This is a genomic window from Dyadobacter endophyticus, from assembly GCF_014641595.1.
Taxonomy (GTDB): domain Bacteria; phylum Bacteroidota; class Bacteroidia; order Cytophagales; family Spirosomataceae; genus Dyadobacter; species Dyadobacter endophyticus.
Genome location: NZ_BMIA01000001.1, coordinates 2921939 through 2942135, shown reverse-complemented (window position 1 = coordinate 2942135; position 20197 = coordinate 2921939). Strand labels below are relative to the sequence as shown.

The window sequence follows — 20197 nt, the reverse complement described above, 5'->3', positions numbered from 1 at the left end:
CTGAAATAGCAGATAAATGTTATGCGATTGGGAAAGATCTCATTTATTGCTTTTTTGGACGCGAGCGAAAGGTACCCAATGAACTATTCCGACACATACCCCTTGGCAACAAAAGTTCGGAAAAGTCCAGCTGAGGGTTTCCCGCACAACCGACATATAGCTCGATTTTATACCGCCGGGAAAACCACTCTTTTAAAATCAGAACAGCTTCCGTATTACACAGCACCAACTACGACTGGTTTAGCTGTCAGAATCCATTCGTGGCAAACTTACGACTGACGCCTTGTGCACGTGTTAATAGGTGTCCGGCAAATACTCAGAAGTAAGGTAGTTTTTAAAATGAACAAAAATTTATATATTTGAATGTTCTAATATAATAGTATATGGATAGTCCACTACATCTTTATAAAGCGGAATTTTTCAAGACGCTGGGACATTCTGTCCGGCTGGCGATCCTGGATGCGCTCAGAGAAGGCCCGCTTTCGGTCAGTGAATTGCAGGTTATTATACAAACCGAGCAATCCATTCTCTCGCAGCATCTGGCTAAACTGCGTGCAATGAAGTTTGTGAGCAGCCGCAGGGAAAAAACCACCATCTACTACCATGTCCATGATCGGGAAGTTTACCAGTTCCTTGATTTGGCAAAAAATATATACGTGCGCCAGCTGCAACAGTCGCAGGAAATGCTCAAAGAGCTAATGCCTTCAGATATAGATTAATGGTTTATGCAGAACCGATGAAGATGACCTGAATATCCCTCGGATATGTTAGCGGTAGACAGCAGCAAAAGTAATGAATGCCTCAATTAACGATAGTCCGGCCCAAAATGGCCTATACAACGAGCAGAAAACGCTTGAACTGCTGAGGCGTTTTTTGCCTTCACAACCACCGCTGAAAGATTTCATCCACCACAACCCGCTGCATGGCTTTCAAAGGTTAAAATTCGAAGACGGACTTGCCTGCGCCTCGAAGATTTTTGGTTACCAGCTTTATCTCCCATTGGAAGAATACAGATCGCTTTATGGCTCGGGACGCATCAGTCGCACCGCGTTGGAACAGGCGGTGTTAGAAAAACATCCTGACAAAGGTTTTGAAAGCTGGCAAGACAGGCTTTTTTCCAAACAATACAAAGCCCACAAGCACGCTCGCATCGGGTCACTGCGCTCCAATTGGAAGAGGTTATATAAAATTGACCTTGATTCGCAAACACATCCAGTGTTGTTTCGTATCCTATCCGGTTATCTGGACCAGGGAATCGCTACCTGGCAGTTTCCGGTGGATCCGGCAGGGTTTATCGGCTCTGTTCGTAAAATGGAGCAAAACGGCTTGGTGAGCTTCTTCCACAGTAAACGTGCTTCGCGTCTGTTACTAGATACCTCTTGCGAGATAACGGATCTTTTAGAGACCCTTGTCGGCCGGCCCGCTTTATACAGTCAATATCTCTTTGACCAGCAATTTGCCCATCCCGGCTGGTCGGGAATGGCATCCTGGGTCGAAAACAACCCCGGCAGCCTTTCGCTGGAAAGAAAAATTTCCCTTCGTGAGCTCATTCAGTTTGAATTGCTGTTGGAAATCGATGCGTTAGATTCCCGTTTTGGATACGCCTGGCTGCCATTGGGCAGGCGAGTCGGTGCAGTGTCCGGGGATATTTTCGCTCCCGCGGAAAAGACCGAACAGGAACAGGTACTGGCAATCTGGCAAAACGCTTTTGAATGGAGCTACTACGATCATGTTCTGCTAATGCTTTCTCGCCAGAAAGGCAAAAATGAGCAGTACCACAACAGGTCGTCTCAGAGTCTGTTCTGTTTGGACGACCGTTCCGGCTCACTCCGGCGCCACCTCGAGCAGGCTGACCCTGCATGCGAAACATTTGGGACGCCGGGCTTTTTTGGCGCTTCGTTCTTTTTTCAGGCTCAGCCCAACGGAAGTTATACCAAACAAGCTCCGGTCCAAAGCAAACCCACACATCTGATCAAACAAATCGGAGCAAGTCAAACCCACAGGAGCAGCCTTGACTTGCCCTTAGGTTCCAATTCTCTTTTCCGGGGCTGGTTGATCTCACAGACGCTTGGTTTTTGGGCGACCTTCAAATTATTGCTCAACGTTTTCAGGCCGCAATCAAGCCTGCTCGCGCCGGAAGCCGCCAAAGAACATGAGAACGCCCCTTGGCTTAGCATCGAAAACAGCGCTTCCTACCAGTTGGAGAAGGGCTTGCAAGTTGGCTACACAGTGCGGGAAATGGCCGATTGCGTCGAAAGCGTGCTGCGAAGCATCGACTTGACAGCTGATTTTACCCGGGTTGTATATGTGATCGGGCATGGGGCGAGCAGTGTCAATAACCCCCATTATGCCGCATACGATTGCGGGGCCTGCTCGGGTAATCCTGGCGGGATCAATGCCAGGGTTTTGGCCTGGATGGCCAATCACCAAAAGGTACGCGAGCTACTTGATGAAAAAGGAGTCCGGATACCAGGCCACACTCAGTTCGTGGGAGCTTTTCACGATACCACCCGTGACGATATCACTTTCTATGACACCCAGATGCTGTCCAAAGAAAATCGGCTGCACCATGATGCCAATCATAAAGTTTTTGTGAAAGCCCTGGATCTGAATGCGAAGGAAAGAGCCGGAAGGTTCGCTTCGGTAGATCCAAAACTGACCCCTGAAAAGGCGCACCAGGCAGTAAGGTCCCGGTCTGTGTCCCTGTTTGAACCTCGCCCGGAGCTCAACCATGCCACCAACGCGGTTTGCATCGTCGGGCACCGGAACTTGTCCAGGGGACTCTTTTGGGACAGGCGGCTTTTTATGAATTCGTACAATTATGCCAGCGATCCCGATGGCAAGGCCCTATTCGATATTCTGAGCGCAGCAACGCCGGTTTGTGCTGGCATTAATCTTGAATACTTCTTCTCGCGGACCGATAATCTCCGGCTTGGGGCGGGTAGTAAACTACCCCACAACGTCATGGGACTTTTAGGGGTGGCAAACGGCATGGAAGGGGACTTGCGGACCGGGCTGCCCTGTCAGATGACTGAACTGCATGACCCTGTCCGCCTCTTGATGATCGTCGAGCACTTCCCCCATGTCGTCTCGATGGTTATCGGCAGGTCCGAAAAGCTTCGTGAGTGGTTTGTAAACCAGTGGGTCCATTTGGTGGTGGTGGAGCCAGGCAGCAGGACATTCCTTAGATTTAAGGATGATCGGTTTGTGGCGTATCACCCATCTGCTTACGATGAAAAAGCCGCGGAGAATCTCTGGCCAGTCCACGGGCAGCGCATGGATAATCTTTCAAAACATACACTCCCGGTGCAGCCATGACATATTTTATCATACTGTTGCCACTAATTCCGTTGATCGGATTTCTGATAAGCCTGGTTGTTCCGTCCCAAAACGAACGGCTGATCTCAGGTGTCGCATTCATTACGACAGGCCTTCAACTGTTTACTTCCCTGGTATTTACAATTTTCTGGATACAGACCGGCAGCCAGGTGCTAACCTCGGAGAATATGGTGATTTTCAAATCTGGAAGCTATGAATATGCCCTGGATTTATTCCTCGACAGGATCACCCTTGTGTTTCTTCTCACAGGAGCTGTCCTGACTTTCCTGGTCACTACTTACAGCAGGCGGTACCTGCACCGGGAGGAGGGCTATAAGCGTTTCTTCTACACAATCCTCCTGTTCTTTTCCGGGTACAACATTACCATTTTTTCAGGAAATTTTGAGACGCTTTTTATCGGCTGGGAGATCCTTGGCATAACCTCATTTCTGCTGATCTCGTTTTACCGGGACCGCTATCTGCCTGTCAAAAATGCGGTCAAGGTGTTCTCAGTTTATCGTCTGGCGGATGTGAGCATATTGCTGGCTATATGGGCGAGCCATCACTTTTGGAGCACCTACATTACTTTTGAAAAAATATCCGACTACCAGCTGGTAGATCGGCAATTGCAGGCACACGACCTGGTTGGTACAGCCCTTTCTGTCATGATAGTCGTTGCTGCGGCAGCCAAATCGGCCCAATTGCCATTTTCGTCCTGGCTTCCACGCGCAATGGAAGGGCCCACCCCCTCGACTGCGATCTTTTACGGCGCTCTTTCGGTCAATATGGGCGTGTTCTTGCTACTGAGAACATGGCCGTTCTGGCAGCACCAACCAGGGATTCGCCTGTTGATCGGTACGATCGGGTTATCAACGAGCCTGGTCGCGACTGGCATCGCGCGGGTACAGTCCTCTGTGAAGAGCCAGATTGCCTATGCATCCATTTCGCAGATCGGGTTGATTTTTGTGGAGATAGCCACGGGTTTGGAAAGCCTGGCGCTGCTACATTTTGCAGGAAATGCTTTTTTGAGGGCTATTCAACTGTTAATATCTCCTTCCATAGTGAGCCAGAGGATCGGTCAGTATCCAGGGGTCGAAGAATCCTCTGCTATCAGTCTTAAAAGGTTTGTTCCCGAGCGCCTATGGATCGGCTTATACATGCTCAGTCTCAAAGAGTGGGGCCTGGACCTGTTCATGTACCGTTACCTGTGGAACCCATTTAAAAAAATTGGAGGGGCGCTTGGTTTTCTTACCACCCGGCGCGTCGGCCTGTTCCTGACAGCCGTCTATCTGGCAGGTATCTTCTTTTGCTTCAACCGGCACTATGTTCCCCGGCAGCTAGGGGAATGGCTGTCCATTGCGTTTTCACTCCTTGGCCTGATGATGGCTATTAAATCCTTTTCCGAAAGAAAAAATGTCTGGTTAAGCTGGATATTGGTTATTACGAACCATCTCTGGGTTGCATTGGCGGTGTCCTGCAACGAAAGTGTTCCGGGCGGTCAGCTTATGATGTATTTAAGCGGGGTCGTCATTGCCGGCCTGGCTGGCTACTGTTGTCTGTTGCGGCTTCGGAAAACGGAGCGCCACATCGGGCTGGGCCAGTTTCACGGGCATATTCAAAGGCACAAACGGATTGGTATTGTATTCTTTCTTTCATGCCTGGGGCTTTCAGGATTTCCCATCACGCCAACTTTTATCGGCGAAGATCTTGTATTCTCCCATATCCATCAAAATCAGGTCCTGTTTGCATTTTTTGTGTCGGTGGGATGCATCATCAATGGTTTATCCCTGATCCGCATTTATGCCCGGGTCTTTCTGGGACCAGGCATGCGTTCACAATACGAATTAAACTACCGCTCATCCTGACTAATTCGGTTACGCTCATAAAACAGACTGGTCAGAAACAGATAATCTTAAAACAACATTGAATCCGCTTAATGAAAGATAGTAAGAAAGAGAATGGCAAAGTGGAACAGTCTTTAAAGAGCAGTCCCACTCTCTTAATTAATAGCATCCTGGTGATGAAGTGCCCCCGCTGCCGGAAAGGCCATGTTTTCGTAAAGAAAAATCCCTATGCATTCAGAGATAGCCTTAAGATGCCCGACTTCTGTTCGGTCTGCGGGCAGGACTTCAAGATCGAGCCCGGATTCTACATTGGCGCGCTGTGGACCAGCTTCCAACGCATGTGAACTGCAACATCTTAAAAACCGGGGATACGGTCGTACTCACCCGGTCGCTGGCCGTGAGGGGCAGTTCGCTGAACGCCAGAATGGGCACCGTCGTGAAGAACATCCGGGTCGTCGAAGACAATGCAGAGCAAATTGAAGGCAAGATAGATGGTCAGCTGATCGTGATTTTGACCAAATATCTCCGCAAACAAGCTTAAAGAGAATCTTAATTTTTACCCGACAAGTGGCAATGATCCAAAAACTAAATCAGCTTTTCAAACAACTTGATCGTCAAAAATACCCCTTTGTCGATGGGCTCTACTATTTATTTATCCTTGTGTTCCTATTGCTGCTCTTTTTAGTTTTCGCTTGACACCGGTAAAAAAGTAGACCCTTTGCTGGCCCCTCAGGGTCAGCTCCCTGGCCACTGGCTCCTGATCGGTAAAATGTTACAGCTGCTGGAAAGAAGTGTAAACAAACTGGCTGTTGGGCGTGTCATGACCCGTCCTGACTTACGCCTTCCCAAAGTCCAAATTAAGAGACACGAAAGAATATCGAGGTGAAATTGCTCATAGGATAGTTCGAAGCATTATGGCCGGGTCCTGTGGACCTGGTTATAATTGTAAAGAAGAGCGAGCAGGTATAACTAAAAATCATTAAGTCACCTACAAGATGACCCTGGAACAAAAAAAGCAGCTATATCGGGCACTTTTCCCAGAGGTTCTGGCCAAACGGATGTGCGATCAAATGGATTCGTTTCACGCTGTCAATAAAACGAACAGCATACCGGAGATCCTTGCGGTCTTTGTGCAACACAGCATCAACTCGCAAGTTCACTATTCTTGAAGGTGTTAGAATCATTGAAATAGCTGTCGCTGCCCGCGCGCATATCGGGTTCTTGGATACCTTCCCAGACCAGCGGAGCCATTTTTTACCTTGCTCAGCCTCGTGCTTCTTTCAAAGGAAACTTCTTTGACAGCGTCCAACACGTGGTTAGCAACGGTTGTGGTAGATATATCAAGGCTTCCCATAACGGTGATTAGTTCGCCCACAAACTGGGCCTGCTGGCTTTCCGATCAAATACCAAAGAAATCGAATCAAGTCACTGGCGCTACAAGCTAAGCGCATGCCAGCTCTTAGGGACTCTTTCTTTGCTGCCAGGGATTTTCTCGCCCGTTCAAATTGCCGATCGGGGCAAGATTTTAATTCAAACAATCAGAGCATAAAATGACCAGAGACCTAAGCTGGATGTACGTCTGCAGTAATTCCTGTCTCATTTCATTTTCATATCCTTATGCTCATTTTTCAGCTTTAGACAATGCATGGCGCAAGCACCGTACTGCTTGTAGTTTTCATGGACCAGAAGAAGCGTTTTGCCGTGTTGATCTTTGACTTCACAAATCCCGTTCATGGGGACAGTTACAGTTAGACTGTCACTGGCACCGCTTTGGACATGATACAGATATGTACCGTTTTTCGATGCCTTTCCCAGTTTTTTTCCCGTTGCGGCATCAACTGCATTACCCTGATCGTCAATGTGGGCGATTTTTTTTCCGGCGGCATTCTTAATAATCCCCTCGCTGGTTACCCAGCCGATGTGCTTCCCTTTTGCATCGATCACTTTTCCATTTGCATCAATGGATGGGACTGGTTGTTTGTAGTTCTGAGCGTACGTTCCGGGCGCAGTCAACACCATCAGTAACATGGTGGCAATCATTGTTAGATTTTTCATTTTCATTGATCGGTTTTGTTATTGGCGATCAAAGATAACTTGGCACCGGGGTTGAAGGTCTGATTTGGGGCATGATCAAAGATGACCCTGGTCACAACTTGATTCAAAAGCAAAGCGCCTATTTTACTTTCAACAATCCCGCATTGACCGCTAAAACGACAGTAGAAGTGCTATGCAGGAAATAGCTGGATATCCTAAGAAGTTATACCGGCCGGCTAACAGCGCATTAGGATGCGTCATGGTTTGCTGTTTTACCAGGATACAGGTTGATAACCAATTGGTTTGTATATGACTAGGGTCATAATTTGACAGTCTGATAACGAGCAACTTTGTGTAGTAACAACCACACGAAAACATGCTACGCTATCTGCTTTTCGCTCTTTTGATGCTTCATGGAGCTATTCATCTGGCAGGCTTCTTTACCCCGGTCGCTGGCCGTGTAATGGCGATGGACAAAGCCCCCGGAATTTATTGGGCAGCCTGTTCGGCCCTGTTTGGGCTCACCTCGCTGCTATTGATCTTGCATGAAAAGCACTGGGCCTGGGTAGCACTTCTGGCCGTTGTCAGTTCGCAGGTGCTCATCGCATCGGCCTGGGAGCAGGCCCGTTTTGGGACGATACTTAATGCTATGATCGTGGTGGTGATCCTGGCGGCGCTATTTGTCAGAGAGGCGCCTGTAATGTTTCGCGACTGACCTTTAGATTTACTTCAAACACTTACTTCGAAATATATGATGGCTTGCTTTACTACTACTCAGACACTTTTGGCATTATGGCGCCAGGCCCGCACACGATTTTCGGATCAACTGCCGGCGTTGACAGAAGAAGATTTGACAAAAAGGTTGCCCGGTACGCAAAATAGCGTGGGTTTTCTGCTCAGGCATATCGGCGAGGTGGAAATGCTTTTTGCAAAGAACGTCTTTGGTGAGCCTATCCAGGTAAAGGCCAAAACCCTTATAGCGCAGCACGATACCGGAGAATGGACGGATCTGGAAGAGCTGTTGTCTTTTCTGCACCGGTCAGGCCAGGCACTTGAAGCTGTTATTTCCAGACAGGGTGAGCAGGACTGGCAACGTGAAATTGAAACGCGGGAATTTGGGAAAAAGACATTGGCCGAATCGCTGGGCAGGATCATCTCGCATACCGCTCATCATGGTGGTCAAATGGCCGTGATTCTCAAATATGCTGTTGCCCAGCCATCGGTGGCCTCGGAAACGAAAGTCAATTCCGGGGCGTAGCAGTACCGCTCCGGACAACGACCTTTAACCCCTAAAATTCATGAAAGCACTTTTTAAATTTTCCTCGCTATCTGTTTGGGTGATATGCGTATCACTGGTTGCCTGCACAGACCACCAGGAGCCGGGTACGGAGCGGCTGCGCATCAAAAAGCTCACCAGGAGCTTGCCGTATCAGCATGGGTACAGTGTTGTCAGCATACTCGGTTATGACTGGCAGGGCAGACTCGACTCTGTTTACAGCTACCAGACTGCCGACAGTGCACATTCACCTACTCAGACCAGCAACTTCCAGTACGATAATCAGGGCAGGCTGGCCCAGATGAAAAGGACGCTTAGCACTGGCGGCTCGGAGCGTTATGTGTATACCTATGACGGGGCGGGAAAGATTTCTTCGATAAGATACACGGGAGGCGACCATGACTATTACGATCTGGTGCCCGCCTACGACGGCGCTGGAAATCTGACAGAAACCACACGATCATTTCATTTTTACAGCGCTATTTCATACCTGCAGCAGAACCAATATACTTTCAGCAGTGGGAATTTAAGCCGGTTGATTGCCACCACCACAATCGAAAAGGGGGTGCCAGCTACATCAGTGTCAACAACGGACTTTGTTTACGATGATCATCCTAACCCGTTTTATGGTATTTCTTTAATTCCCGCCCCGGTCGGGATTGCCGCACCCACCAGTGGAAATTTCTCTCACTATACTTATTGCGGGGGCGTCGACAACTTCCTCCACCTGAGCCGGAACAATCCTACCTCTTCCAATATCAAGGGATATACCCAGACGCTTTATCGCTATCAATACAATGCACTTGGGCTACCGGAAAGCAGGGCGACACTTGTCAAGCCGATGCTGGATCTGCCAGCTGTGCTCTCGGAAACTTTGCTGTTCGAGTATGAAACATATTGATCGTATATAGGTGAGCGGTAAGATTTGGTTTCATTTTTAAACCTAAAAATAAACGAGCTATGAATAGCATTTACCATTCGCTGGTTAAAGCGTTTGCGTGGGTGATCCGGCCGGATCAGACCGGACGCCATTTGCCTGCAGCCCATTCCCCACAGGATTTCCACGCGTTTATGTCAAAGATCAAATCCAACGCGGGCCGTTTTAAGCGCTAGCTGTTATGGACACAATTAGACCACTTTCCAAAAAGGAGCGGCCAGTTAGCGGGGACGGTAACGTTACTACTGCGACCAAATGGGCATTGGGCCTGATCACTTTACTGATCTTGGTTTTCTTATGTGGCCGCTTGAACCTGTATTTGCGGTTCAGCGGGGACGTGGCCAGATTGCTGGCGAACGGCTCGGATGTTTCCGGCCGTAAATTTAGCTACCGGCAGCTGGAAGGGCTACCGCAGCCAGTGCAACAGTATTTCACGCATGTGCTCAGGCCCGGGCAGTCCTATATTTCGAGTGTGCACCTGCTGCACACCGGGCTCTTTAAAACAGAGCTTAAAAAGGGCTGGGTGGCAATTTCAGGAGAGGAATATTTTACGGCTCACCGCCCCGGATTTATCTGGAAAGGGAAGACGCCCACCTTCACAGCACGCGATATGTTCGTGGATGGTAAAGGGCGGCTTGTGGTGCACCTGTTTTCTCTTTTTCAAATACAGGACAGCCACGGGCCGCAATTCAACCGGGGGGAGCTCATGCGTTGGCTTGGCGAAAGCGTTTGTTTTCCGACAAACCTGCTGCCATCCAAGGACCTGCAATGGTACCCGGTAGACGACCAATCGGCCAGGCTGGAATATAGCTATCAGGGTATGCTGATCAGCCTGATGGTAAAGTTTAATGCTGCCCATGAAATCGAACAGATGACAGCAATGAGAAATATGGGTGAAGGGCCCAGACAGAAATGGGTTGCGCGCCTGAGCGAATATCAGCTTCGCGACGGTATCCGCATTCCGACCGTATTGGAAGCGGCCTGGGATTTGCCGGAAGGCTATTCCCCCTATGCACGCTTCGTGATCACTGAGATCGAATACAATCGGGCATTGTAAATGGCGTCACAAGAATCATTTTGAACTAAATATTAATCTGAGGACCATGAAAATCTTACAAGATAAGGTCGCCATCGTTACTGGCGCAGGCTCGGGTATCGGGCGCAGTGTTGCGCTCACCTACGCGCAGGAGGGAGCAAAAGTTGTTGTTTCGGATATGGACGAAGATTCAGGCCGTCATACCGTTCGTCTGATTACTAACCAGGGAGGCGAGGGCTTTTTTGTCAAATGTGACGTCTCATCGCCGCAGGATAATGAGGCGCTCGTCTGGGCGACCATTGACAAATATGGTGCACTGCACATTGCGTGTAATAATGCAGGGATAGGCGGCGCAATGGCGCCAACGGGCATGTACCCGGTCGAGGCCTGGGACAAAGTGATCGCTGTAAACCTTTCGGGCGTATTCTACGGTGTGCGCTACCAGATTCCGGCCATGCTGAATTCGGGTGGGGGAGCGATTGTGAATATGGCCTCCATTTTGGGCAGCGTCGGCTTTGCCAACAGTCCGGCGTATGTGGCCGCCAAGCACGGCCTGGTCGGGCTAACCAAAAATATCGCCCTCGAATATGGTCAGAAAGGAATAAGGGCTAATGCAGTCGGCCCTGCATTTATCAAAACGCCGCTGCTGAAAGACCTGGACGAACAGACAATGCAATGGCTGGTCGGCCGGCATCCGATCGGGCGAATGGGCGAGCCGGAGGAAGTGGCCGAACTGGTGCTGTGGCTTAGCAGTCCGAAGGCTTCATTTGTCACAGGCGCCTATTACCCGGTCGACGGTGGTTACCTGGCGCAATAAAAGGGCACCCGCTACCGGTGTAATGCTAACCGGCATTCCAGCCGTGTTCCGAAGCGTGGTTGTGCTTTGCTTCTGGATGATTTTCGGTTGCCAGCAGCGGTCGAAGCCGATCCGGCCGGTCCAGGGTGCCATCACAGAATCTGTTTATGCTTCCGGTATTGTTAAAAGTAAAGGGCAGTATCAGGCTTTTGCCGCGGTTTCCGGCATTATCGACAGCGTCTATGTCAGAGAGGGCCAGCAGGTCAGCAGAGGGCAGACGTTGCTGACTATCATGAGCGATCAGCAGAAGCTGGCCAGCGAGCGGGCGCTGCTGGCTGCCGAATATGCATCGCTGCCAGCCAACCTGGACCGTTTGCAGGAAATGCAGCGCAATGTGGAGCTGGCTGCCGACAAGTTTAGCAATGATTCCTTACTGCTCGCCCGGCAGCAGCGGCTTTGGCAGCAGAAAATCGGCACTTTGGTGCAGGTTGAGCAGCGTCAGTTGCAATACGATGCTTCCGCTGCCGCATGCAAGTCTTCGCTAAGGCAGCTGACGGACCTGCGTAGGCAACTGGCGCTGGATGAAAAGCAGTCGCGGCTAAACTGGGCAATCTCACGCGCTCAGCAGGAGCAGTTCAGTATCGTCAGCCAGCTCGATGGTGTAGTTTTTGATTTATTGCGTGAGAAAGGCGAAAGTGTCGCGCCGCAGACCATCCTTGCAATCCTTGGAAATACTACTAAATACCTGCTGGAATTGCAGGTGGATGAATACGATATTTCCAGGATTCGTATTGGAGCACAGCTCCTTGTAACAATGGATAGTTACCAGGGTCAGGTCTTTGAAGGCATTGTAGAAGAAATTCATCCTATTATGAACACGCAGACCAGGACCTTTACCGTGCAGGCCCGGCTTAAACACCCCCCGCCGGGACTTTACCCGAACCTGACATTGGAAGCCAATATTGTCTGTGCCTATAAGAAAAATGCCTTGCTGATTCCCAGGCGCTTTATGGTCGACGATTCGACCGTGTTGCGTAAAAATGGCGACCGGATCCGCGTCCGTCCAGGGCTGCGTGATCTGGAAATGGTCGAGATACTGTCAGGGTTATCGGCAAGAGACGAAATAATCCAGCCCGAACAGTGAAATACGCATTGCTCATTCAGATATCCCGCGCGCTGCTGCTAGCCAGGTGGAAGCAGACGCTTGTCGCTGCGATAGGCGTTACGTTCAGCATCACTATGTTCATCGCTTTACTAAGCTTTATGTCCGGGCTCAACCAGCTTTTAGACGGGCTGATCATTAACCGGACGCCACATGTCAGGCTCTACAACGATATTAAGACCTCACCGGTCCAGCCGGTCGCCCTGTCGGCTAACTTCAAAGGGGCTTCCCACCATTTTGTCAGATCGGTCAAGCCGAAAGCGGAGCGGCCCGAAATTCGAAACAGCCGCGCTATTATCAAAGCCCTGCAAAAAGATCCGATGGTACTGGGCGTGGCGCCCAAACTCGTTACGCAGGTTTTTTATAATCTCGGAGCTGTCAGGATCAATGGGATCATTAACGGGATACAGCCCCAGCAGGAGAAACGGCTTTTTCTATTTCAGGACTATGTCACCCTGGGCGATGCCAGCGATCTGGACAGGGTCTCGGGCGGCATTATCCTTGGGAAGGACATCGCCGATAAAATGATGGCCGCGCCCGGAGAGGTGATCTACGTGACCACCATCACAGGCGCAATGATGCCGCTGAAGGTGGTCGGTTATTTTCAGTCGGGCCTGAGGGAAATTGACCAGGTGAACAGCTATGTTTCAATGGCGACCGCGCAAAAGCTGCTTGGAAAACCTTCCAATTATATGACCGATATCCAGGTCAAGTTGCGCGACATCGGCAATGCGCCGCTGCTGGCCGGTCAGTTCAGCAAGCGTTTCAGCGTAGATGCCATCGATGTTCAAACCGAGAACGCCCAATATGAAACCGGCAGCTTCATCCGCAGCCTCATCTCCTATTCGGTCGGCATTACATTGCTGGTCGTGGCCGGTTTTGGGATATACAACATTTTAAATATGATGATCTATGAAAAAATGGATTCCATCGCCATCCTGAAAGCGACAGGCTTTTCAGGATGGGACGTTAAATTCATCTTCACCGGCATTGCCGCTGGCATTGGTATTTTGGGAGGATTGATCGGCCTGCTGCTCGGCTTTGGTGCCTCGTTGCTCATCGACCAGGTTCCTTTTGAGACGTCCTCACTGCCAACGATAAAGACATACCCTGTTAACTACGATCCTGTTTTTTACCTGATAGGATTCGGTTTTTCTGCCGCTACTACATTTTTTGCGGGCTATTTTCCCGCACGAAAAGCCAGCCGGATCGACCCGGTTATTATCATCAGAGGAAAATGAAAGAGCTCATCTTGCAGACCAGCCACATTAGCAAGTCGTTTCGTGACCCGGTTGATGTAACGGTATTAAGTGACATCAATTTACAGCTGTCCAGGGGAGAATTTGTGTCGGTAACAGGCAAATCCGGCTGTGGCAAATCCACGCTGCTTTACATTTTATCGACTATGGATACGGACTACGATGGAGAGCTTTACATCGACGGTGTTTGCATGAAGGGCAAAAGTGAGCCGCAGGTTGCCCGGATCCGCAATGAAAAGATAGGGTTTGTATTTCAATTCCATTATCTGCTCAATGAATTTTCTGTCTTGCAAAATGTCATGTTGCCCGCGCTCAGACTGGGCCGGTGGGAGGCTGATGAGATCCGGCAGCGCGCCTATGAGAAACTTGTAGCACTGGACATGGCCGAGCACGCGCAAAAGAAACCCAATCAGCTTTCAGGCGGCCAAAAGCAAAGGGTGGCCATCGCTCGGGCGATGATCAACGATCCGCTGATCATCATGGGCGACGAGCCGACAGGCAATCTGGACAAGCGCAATAGCGAAATTGTTTTCGAGATTTTCCTCGAACTGGCCCAGCAGCAGGGCCAGACGCTGCTGATTGTAACCCACGATCAGCAGTTCGCCCGCAGGACCGGGCGAACTATTCAGATGGAGGACGGAAGGATTCTTGAGCCACTTTACTGACTACCATTTTCTTTTAAATGGCATACCAGCAGCGGAATATCAGTCGCAAGCGCCAGCTTCCGGGTAAGGCCCCGGCCATTCAGCAGCAGTTGCAGTAAATTCTTGTCGCGCCTGCAAAGGATCAACAGATCGGCATGTGCCTGGTGACAGTATGCTTGAAGACCTTCCAGGACGCTATCTGCGTCGCGGACAACAATATCTTCGGGTGGAATTCCAAAATACTCCTTTATTTCCCGCATGTATTGGGTATCAGACTGAATATTGAGCTGCTGGTCGGAATTGATTTTTAGAAATGTAATGTGTGCTTTCAGCTGCCGGGCGAGTCCGATGGCTTGGGCGAGCACCGGTTTTTCGCCGAATTCCAGTTGGGTGGCATAGACAATATTTTTAAAATCAGCCTCCACAGCCATTGGCGGAATGATCAGCACGGCACAGTCGGCATCTGAGGCGATGGCTGCGCTGTTACTACCCAGTAATTTGTCCAGCAAGCCGCCTTGCCCTGTTCTTCCCATCACGATCAGATCGATTTGATTGCTTCGGGCTTGATCAAGGATCGCGGGCTGGGTTCCGCCGGTTTCCCAGACACCTTCCGCATGGACTCCCTGCCGGCGAGCGAACGCCACGGCTTCGTCGAGTTTTTCGCGGTATGACTCTTCCAGCTCGCGGTAAATTTCCAATGAGCCGATATACTCCGGCAAAGCAATGTCATTTACATAGGGGTGATACACATAAAGAATCAGCAGGCGTGCCTTGGTTTTGTCTGCGATACGAATGGCGAAAGAAAGCGCTTTGTGGGCATTCTCTGAAAAATCGATGGGTACGAGGATTTTTTTCATGAGCTCTTCAAGTGTATATGTGGCAGACCATCGTGGTTCTGCAGGCTCAAATTTCCGGCTGCTTGCCGGATACATTTATGATTTATGTCATGCAGCTTTCTGACTAAAGTTTTGAAGTGGAAATAATTGATTTGGGCCATTACCGTCATTTTTGAAACTGACAACCGTCATGATCACCTGGGCTTTTAATAACCAACTTTACCAGCAGATTCCACTTGAAAACTAAAAATTATGTTACCTCAAACGATGAAAGCAGCGGTTGTCCACCAGTTCGGCCAGCCGCTCAGGATCCAGGAAGTTGCCGTGCGCCGCCCTGGCAATAATCAGGTTTTAGTCAAAGTTGTCGCCAGCGGCGTTTGCCATACAGACCTTCACGCAACAGATGGCGACTGGCCGGTAAAACCGCAATTACCGCTCATCCCGGGCCATGAAGGTATCGGCTATGTAGCCGCGGTGGGACCTGAGGTGACTGGCGTTAAAGAAGGCGACATTGTGGGGGTGCCCTGGCTGTACAGCGCGTGCGGTTGCTGCGAGTATTGCATTACCGGCTGGGAAACGCTCTGCGATGCCCAGCAGAACGGAGGGTATAGCGTCGATGGTAGTTACGCGGAATACGTGCTGGCCGACGCGCGCTATGTGGCGCACTTGCCGGCATCAGTAGATATGATCGGCATGGCGCCCATCTTATGCGCTGGCGTGACCGTCTACAAAGGCCTGAAGGAAACTGATACCAAGGCAGGGGAGTGGGTGGCCATTTCAGGCATCGGGGGTCTTGGCCACCTGGCCGTACAATATGCGAAAGCAATGGGTATGCACGTAGCGGCCATCGATGTGAGCGAGGACAAGCTGGATCTGGCAAAGCGCCTTGGGGCTGATCTGACCGTAAATGCTACTGTGAATGATCCGGGCGATTTTCTGAAAAAGGAGACCGGGGGGATGCATGGCGTGCTGGTTACCGCGGTTTCACCCGTGGCTTTTCAGCAAGGGATCTCCGCGCTCCGCAAAAAAGGCACAATGGCCTTGACCGGGCTGCCTCCCGGCAGTTTCGATCTGCCCATTTTTCAGACTGTGCTTAACCGGCACACCATCCGCGGCTCTATCGTGGGTACGCGCAAGGATATGCAGGAAGCAGTCGGCTTCGCCCTCGACGGAAAGGTGAAAGCAACCGTTCACACGGCGCGACTCGAAGACATCAACAGTATATTTGACGATATGAAGGCGGGCCGTATCGAAGGTCGGGTCGTGATGAGCATATAGTGGTATGGCGCCTGCTGAACCAATTTTACAAATGCAGCTTGGGGAGCCGCCCCTAACAGCGCTATATCAGGCCCTGGCAACAGATGGAAGCGGTCTTGACCGTGAGCAGGCTGCGCTGAGACTGCAACGCAGCCGCGCTGGTAAAGGCCGCTCAGATAGCGGGCTGCGAAAGATATTGGCAATCATGGCTAACCAATTCAGAAGCCCGCTGGTGCTGCTATTGGTGGTCGCAGTCGTTTTGTCCGCCTTTTTGGGGGAAGTTTACGATACGTTTATTATCGGCTGCATTATCCTGGCAAGCGGGCTTTTGAGCTTCTGGCAGGATTACAAGGCAGGTAAGGCCGTCGAAAAGCTGCAAAAACTGATTTCGCAAAAAAGTACCGTGCTTCGTGGCAACACCCAGCAGGTTGTCGATGCACAGGATGTGGTCCCAGGTGATTTGGTTCTGCTGAAAGCCGGCGATATTATCCCCGCAGACTGCCGGATCATCGATAGCAATGAACTGCATGTCAACGAAAGCAGCCTGACCGGGGAAAGTTTTCCCGTAGAAAAGATGTCGGGACAAATCAGTAGACAAACCGCGCTTTCAGAGAGCTTCAATTGCCTTTGGCAAGGCACCAATGTGATCAGCGGGACCGGCAAGGCGCTTGTGGTCCGCACCGGCGCGGATACCGTTTTCGGTAAACTCCGGGAAAGTCTTTCGGAAACTTCCGAAACAGCCTTTGAGCGTGGAATTCGTGGTTTTGGCTACTTTCTCTTGCAGATCACCACCGTTTTGACGCTGGTGATACTTGCGGTCAATATTTATTTTGGAAAGCCGCTGATCGATTCGGTGCTTTTCTCGCTGGCTTTGGCTGTGGGGATGGCGCCCGAGCTGCTTCCTGCTATCATGACGGTGGCCATGTCCACAGCTGCCGCGCGTATGATGGAGCGCAAGGTGATCGTCAAAAAGCTCTCTTCGATTTTCAATCTGGGTGAAGTGACTGTGCTCTGCACCGATAAAACCGGAACCATCACCGAGGGCAGTGTCCGGGTTTGCGATGCGGTCGACGGGGCGGGGAATTCCCGGCAGCATCTTCGCCTGTATGCTTATCTGAATGCCGTCATGCAGCAGGGCTTTGCCAACCCGATCGATCAGGCATTGGCCGATTTGGCACTGGGCATGGACGGCTACCGGCGGCTCAATGAAGTTCCATACGATTTTATCAGAAAGCGGGTGACGGTGTTAGCGGAAGGTCAGAATGGCAACCTCATGATCAGCAAGGGCGCCCTCGAATGTATCCTCGAAGTATGTTCACGTCTGGAGGTTGATAAAGGGGTTTATGTACCCCTGGACGAAGCGCACCGCCTGTCGCTGCTGAGTCAATACCAGACCTATTGCGAGCAAGGTTACCGGGTGTTAGGCATTGCAGTCAAACAGACTCCGCTTGACCATATCACAAGGGCCGACGAAGATGAAATGTCATTTGCAGGGTATTTGCTGCTTGAAGACCCGTTAAAGCCGTCGAGCCTGGCCTCGATTCAAAAGCTGCGCGCATTGGGCGTGGAAGTGAAAATTATTACGGGTGATAATCGTTTTGCCGCCATGCACATTGCCCAAAAACTCGGCGTTGCAGCCGGCTGCGTCCTGACGGGCCCCGAGCTCGATGAGCTCTCCCCGGAGGCATTTCACCAGCGCGCGATGGGGATAGCCGTCTATGCAGAGATAGAGCCGCATCAGAAAGTCAGGGTGGTCAAAGCGCTCCGGCAACAGGGGGCGGTAACGGCCTATATCGGCGACGGGATCAATGATGTGGCGGCAATTAATGCGGCCGATGCGGGTATTTCGACACACAATGCGGTCGACGTGGCCAAACAGGCTGCCGACTTCGTTTTAATGGAAAAAGACCTTTCCGTGCTGGCCGATGGTATCATGGAAGGCAGAAAGTCTTTCGTTAATTCGATGAAGTATATTTTCATTACGACCGGCGCTACTTTCGGTAATATGTTCAGTGTAGCGGGTGCTTCGTTGTTGTTGCCATTTCTTCCGATGCTGCCCAAACAGATACTGCTTACCAACTTCATTACCGACCTTCCTGCTCTGGCCATCGCCTCCGACCAGGTAGATTCGCAGCAGACAAGACGATCGGGGAAATGGAGCATGAGCCTGATCCGGCGCTTCATGGTCGTCTTCGGGCTTCACAGTTCATTCTTCGATTTTCTGACTTTTTACATCCTGTATTTTAAACTGCACCTGTCGGGAGCAGCTTTTCGTACGGGCTGGTTTATAGAATCAGTGGTCACAGAGCTGTTGATTCTGCTGGTGGTCAGGACACGCCAGCCATTTCTGAGCAGCAGGCCAGCCAATCCTTTGCTTTGGCTTACAGTCATCGCATTACTGGTCACGATTTTGCTTCCGGTATCACCAGTGGCAAGCCAGTTGGGTTTTACTGAAATTTCTCTCAAAGAAACGTCATGGATCGGCGGCATTCTGATTTTCTACATCGTCACTGCCGATATGCTCAAAGTGCGGTTTTTTCGAGCCGGCAGAAAGGCCGGCCAACGCTGAGCAATGTCATATTCTGCGGTGCGTGGTGTCATCGGTGCGCCAACGGCCGAAGGCTAATTTCTGGCTGGCGTATAACCATACAGGGTAGTGCGGTCAAACCTTTAACATCAAGCCTATGAAACGAATACTTGTTCCCTGTGATTTTTCGGCAGCGGCAAAGCATGCCTTTCAGTTTGCAGTTGAAATGGCGGCCGCTTGTAACGGTCATGTTTTTGTACTAAAAGTAATGCAGGTCCCTCATGTTTTCGCAAACGGGATGCCGGGGCAGCCTTACATGGCGATCGACCCGATACCGATGATCGACGAGTGGATCGCTTACAGTGAAAAAGAGTTTGAAAAGATGAAAATTAAAACCGGTCGCCCTTCAGGCTCGGTAGAGCTGCTGCTGGAAACCGGATACGTAAACGATGTCATTTGTGACGTGATCACAAGAGAGAAGATCGACCTGGTCATCATGGGCACTGACGGTGCTTCGGGGTTCAAAGAATTCTTCATCGGTTCGCATACCGAAAAGATCGTCCGGGCCTCCCCCGTGCCGGTTATGGCCGTACATGGCCCGCTGCATCTGGAATGGATCAAAAATATCGTGTTTCCGACCAACATGGAGCTTGACCAGAAGCCGCTGGTCGAACAGGTCAAGTCACTTCAAACATTATTCGGAGCAGTAGTGCATTTGCTATATGTGAACGGGTTTCCGTTTACACTGGAATCCGATGAGGAGGCTGAACGTAAGTTAGAAGACTATGCCCTGTTTTATGGATTGAAGGACTACACCATCCATGTCAGCAGGGGCCTCAATATCCAGGAAGGTATCCTTAAATATGCCCGCCGTATCCCCAATTCAATCATAGCCATGGGTACGCACGGTCACAAGGGGCTGGCACATATTACCGAAGGGAGTCTCGCCGAAGATGTAGTCAACCATCTGGCAGAACCTGTCTGGACCTATGTAATGCAATAAGTTAGTATTAACCCAATAGCCTGATCTATTATGACAACCTGTATCCCCGATCTTGCTATCGCTGAGCAGATCAACAGCATTCTTCACCGAGATGTCCGCATTGATGAGCATGACATTCATGTGAGCGTTTACGACGGCTGGGTATTTCTGGACGGGCACGTGGACTTTGAGACCGACCGCGACCTGGTCCAATCCCGGATTGAAAACGTTGCCGGCGTTTGCCGGATCACCAATAATCTGACCTATCCACGCCTGGTAAGTCATTGAC

The 20197-nt window shown here is 50.5% G+C and carries 20 protein-coding genes; 18 read left to right on the top strand and 2 right to left on the bottom strand.

Going from position 1 to position 20197, the window contains the following annotated elements:
* Positions 1 to 383 precede the first annotated feature (383 nt).
* From IEY24_RS11750 to IEY24_RS11730, 5 genes are all read left to right on the top strand, one after another.
* Positions 384 to 719, top strand: coding sequence for an ArsR/SmtB family transcription factor (locus IEY24_RS11750; protein WP_188931896.1), 336 nt, complete (start codon positions 384 to 386; stop codon positions 717 to 719).
* 73 nt (positions 720 to 792) lie between these two features.
* Entirely contained in the window at positions 793 to 3318 is a 2526-nt protein-coding gene (locus tag IEY24_RS11745; RefSeq protein ID WP_188931894.1) for a YbcC family protein, read from the top strand.
* On the top strand, positions 3315 to 5183 hold the full coding sequence (locus tag IEY24_RS11740; RefSeq protein WP_188931893.1) for a proton-conducting transporter transmembrane domain-containing protein: 1869 nt from the start codon (positions 3315 to 3317) through the stop codon (positions 5181 to 5183). The genes IEY24_RS11745 and IEY24_RS11740 overlap by 4 nt, the downstream gene beginning before the upstream one ends.
* A 155-nt stretch (positions 5184 to 5338) precedes the next feature.
* A complete protein-coding gene (locus IEY24_RS11735) occupies positions 5339 to 5506 on the top strand; it encodes a hypothetical protein (protein ID WP_188931891.1) in 168 nt (55 codons plus the stop codon).
* Entirely contained in the window at positions 5503 to 5703 is a 201-nt protein-coding gene (locus IEY24_RS11730) for an alkylphosphonate utilization protein (RefSeq protein ID WP_229222004.1), read from the top strand. Before IEY24_RS11735 ends, IEY24_RS11730 begins: the two co-directional genes overlap by 4 nt.
* 1055 nt (positions 5704 to 6758) lie before the next feature.
* Here the strand turns inward: IEY24_RS11730 and IEY24_RS11725 are convergent.
* A complete protein-coding gene (locus tag IEY24_RS11725; protein WP_188931889.1) occupies positions 6759 to 7217 on the bottom strand; it encodes a 5-fold beta-flower protein in 459 nt (152 codons plus the stop codon).
* A gap of 355 nt (positions 7218 to 7572) precedes the next feature.
* Here IEY24_RS11725 and IEY24_RS11720 point away from each other — a divergent pair, with 355 nt between their 5' ends.
* From IEY24_RS11720 to IEY24_RS11680, 9 genes are read left to right on the top strand one after another with little or no spacing between them, the layout of a single operon-like run.
* Positions 7573 to 7911, top strand: a complete 339-nt coding sequence (locus IEY24_RS11720) for a hypothetical protein (RefSeq protein ID WP_188931886.1) — start codon at positions 7573 to 7575, stop codon at positions 7909 to 7911.
* Positions 7912 to 7947: 36 nt separating this feature from the next.
* Positions 7948 to 8454 carry a DinB family protein gene (locus IEY24_RS11715; protein ID WP_229221995.1) on the top strand — a complete coding sequence of 169 codons (507 nt, stop codon included), beginning with the start codon at positions 7948 to 7950 and terminating at the stop codon, positions 8452 to 8454.
* Positions 8455 to 8494: 40 nt separating this feature from the next.
* On the top strand, positions 8495 to 9373 hold the full coding sequence (locus IEY24_RS11710) for a hypothetical protein (RefSeq protein WP_188931880.1): 879 nt from the start codon (positions 8495 to 8497) through the stop codon (positions 9371 to 9373).
* Between the two features lie 59 nt (positions 9374 to 9432).
* Complete coding sequence (locus IEY24_RS11705; protein WP_188931877.1) at positions 9433 to 9585, top strand: hypothetical protein; 153 nt, start codon at positions 9433 to 9435, stop codon at positions 9583 to 9585.
* Positions 9586 to 9590: 5 nt separating this feature from the next.
* Positions 9591 to 10466 carry a DUF6920 family protein gene (locus IEY24_RS11700; protein ID WP_188931875.1) on the top strand — a complete coding sequence of 292 codons (876 nt, stop codon included), beginning with the start codon at positions 9591 to 9593 and terminating at the stop codon, positions 10464 to 10466.
* A 46-nt stretch (positions 10467 to 10512) separates the two neighbouring features.
* A complete protein-coding gene (locus tag IEY24_RS11695) occupies positions 10513 to 11262 on the top strand; it encodes an SDR family NAD(P)-dependent oxidoreductase (protein WP_188931873.1) in 750 nt (249 codons plus the stop codon).
* Entirely contained in the window at positions 11213 to 12385 is a 1173-nt protein-coding gene (locus IEY24_RS11690; RefSeq protein WP_188931871.1) for an efflux RND transporter periplasmic adaptor subunit, read from the top strand. The genes IEY24_RS11695 and IEY24_RS11690 overlap by 50 nt, the downstream gene beginning before the upstream one ends.
* Entirely contained in the window at positions 12382 to 13644 is a 1263-nt protein-coding gene (locus tag IEY24_RS11685) for an ABC transporter permease (RefSeq protein ID WP_188931869.1), read from the top strand. The genes IEY24_RS11690 and IEY24_RS11685 overlap by 4 nt, the downstream gene beginning before the upstream one ends.
* The gene (locus IEY24_RS11680) at positions 13641 to 14327 is read left to right on the top strand and encodes an ABC transporter ATP-binding protein (RefSeq protein WP_188931867.1); all 687 of its coding nucleotides are present in this window, start codon (positions 13641 to 13643) and stop codon (positions 14325 to 14327) included. Before IEY24_RS11685 ends, IEY24_RS11680 begins: the two co-directional genes overlap by 4 nt.
* On the opposite strand, the gene IEY24_RS11675 is transcribed toward IEY24_RS11680, so the two are convergent.
* Complete coding sequence (locus IEY24_RS11675; RefSeq protein ID WP_188931865.1) at positions 14321 to 15163, bottom strand: universal stress protein; 843 nt, start codon at positions 15161 to 15163, stop codon at positions 14321 to 14323. The genes IEY24_RS11680 and IEY24_RS11675 overlap by 7 nt on opposite strands.
* 231 nt (positions 15164 to 15394) lie before the next feature.
* Here IEY24_RS11675 and adhP point away from each other — a divergent pair, with 231 nt between their 5' ends.
* From adhP to IEY24_RS11655, 4 genes are all read left to right on the top strand, one after another.
* A complete protein-coding gene (gene adhP / locus IEY24_RS11670) occupies positions 15395 to 16420 on the top strand; it encodes an alcohol dehydrogenase AdhP (RefSeq protein WP_188931863.1) in 1026 nt (341 codons plus the stop codon).
* Between the two features lie 31 nt (positions 16421 to 16451).
* Positions 16452 to 18968, top strand: a complete 2517-nt coding sequence (gene mgtA, locus IEY24_RS11665) for a magnesium-translocating P-type ATPase (RefSeq protein ID WP_188931861.1) — start codon at positions 16452 to 16454, stop codon at positions 18966 to 18968.
* 115 nt (positions 18969 to 19083) lie between these two features.
* A complete protein-coding gene (locus IEY24_RS11660) occupies positions 19084 to 19929 on the top strand; it encodes a universal stress protein (protein ID WP_188931859.1) in 846 nt (281 codons plus the stop codon).
* A gap of 30 nt (positions 19930 to 19959) precedes the next feature.
* Entirely contained in the window at positions 19960 to 20196 is a 237-nt protein-coding gene (locus IEY24_RS11655; protein ID WP_188931857.1) for a BON domain-containing protein, read from the top strand.
* Position 20197: the final 1 nt, after the last annotated feature.

Bases quoted from the DNA above. Each gene is read 5' to 3' on its own strand.
- IEY24_RS11725 (WP_188931889.1), bottom strand. From the start codon at position 7,217: ATGAAAAATCTAACAATGATTGCCACCATGTTACTGATGGTGTTGACT.
- adhP (WP_188931863.1), top strand. From the start codon at position 15,395: ATGTTACCTCAAACGATGAAAGCAGCGGTTGTCCACCAGTTCGGCCAG.
- IEY24_RS11695 (WP_188931873.1), top strand. From the start codon at position 10,513: ATGAAAATCTTACAAGATAAGGTCGCCATCGTTACTGGCGCAGGCTCG.
- IEY24_RS11745 (WP_188931894.1), top strand. From the start codon at position 793: ATGAATGCCTCAATTAACGATAGTCCGGCCCAAAATGGCCTATACAAC.
- IEY24_RS11710 (WP_188931880.1), top strand. From the start codon at position 8,495: ATGAAAGCACTTTTTAAATTTTCCTCGCTATCTGTTTGGGTGATATGC.
- IEY24_RS11705 (WP_188931877.1), top strand. From the start codon at position 9,433: ATGAATAGCATTTACCATTCGCTGGTTAAAGCGTTTGCGTGGGTGATC.
- IEY24_RS11735 (WP_188931891.1), top strand. From the start codon at position 5,339: ATGAAGTGCCCCCGCTGCCGGAAAGGCCATGTTTTCGTAAAGAAAAAT.
- IEY24_RS11700 (WP_188931875.1), top strand. From the start codon at position 9,591: ATGGACACAATTAGACCACTTTCCAAAAAGGAGCGGCCAGTTAGCGGG.
- IEY24_RS11680 (WP_188931867.1), top strand. From the start codon at position 13,641: ATGAAAGAGCTCATCTTGCAGACCAGCCACATTAGCAAGTCGTTTCGT.
- IEY24_RS11740 (WP_188931893.1), top strand. From the start codon at position 3,315: ATGACATATTTTATCATACTGTTGCCACTAATTCCGTTGATCGGATTT.
- IEY24_RS11660 (WP_188931859.1), top strand. From the start codon at position 19,084: ATGAAACGAATACTTGTTCCCTGTGATTTTTCGGCAGCGGCAAAGCAT.
- mgtA (WP_188931861.1), top strand. From the start codon at position 16,452: ATGCAGCTTGGGGAGCCGCCCCTAACAGCGCTATATCAGGCCCTGGCA.
- IEY24_RS11720 (WP_188931886.1), top strand. From the start codon at position 7,573: ATGCTACGCTATCTGCTTTTCGCTCTTTTGATGCTTCATGGAGCTATT.
- IEY24_RS11750 (WP_188931896.1), top strand. From the start codon at position 384: ATGGATAGTCCACTACATCTTTATAAAGCGGAATTTTTCAAGACGCTG.
- IEY24_RS11715 (WP_229221995.1), top strand. From the start codon at position 7,948: ATGATGGCTTGCTTTACTACTACTCAGACACTTTTGGCATTATGGCGC.
- IEY24_RS11655 (WP_188931857.1), top strand. From the start codon at position 19,960: ATGACAACCTGTATCCCCGATCTTGCTATCGCTGAGCAGATCAACAGC.
- IEY24_RS11675 (WP_188931865.1), bottom strand. From the start codon at position 15,163: ATGAAAAAAATCCTCGTACCCATCGATTTTTCAGAGAATGCCCACAAA.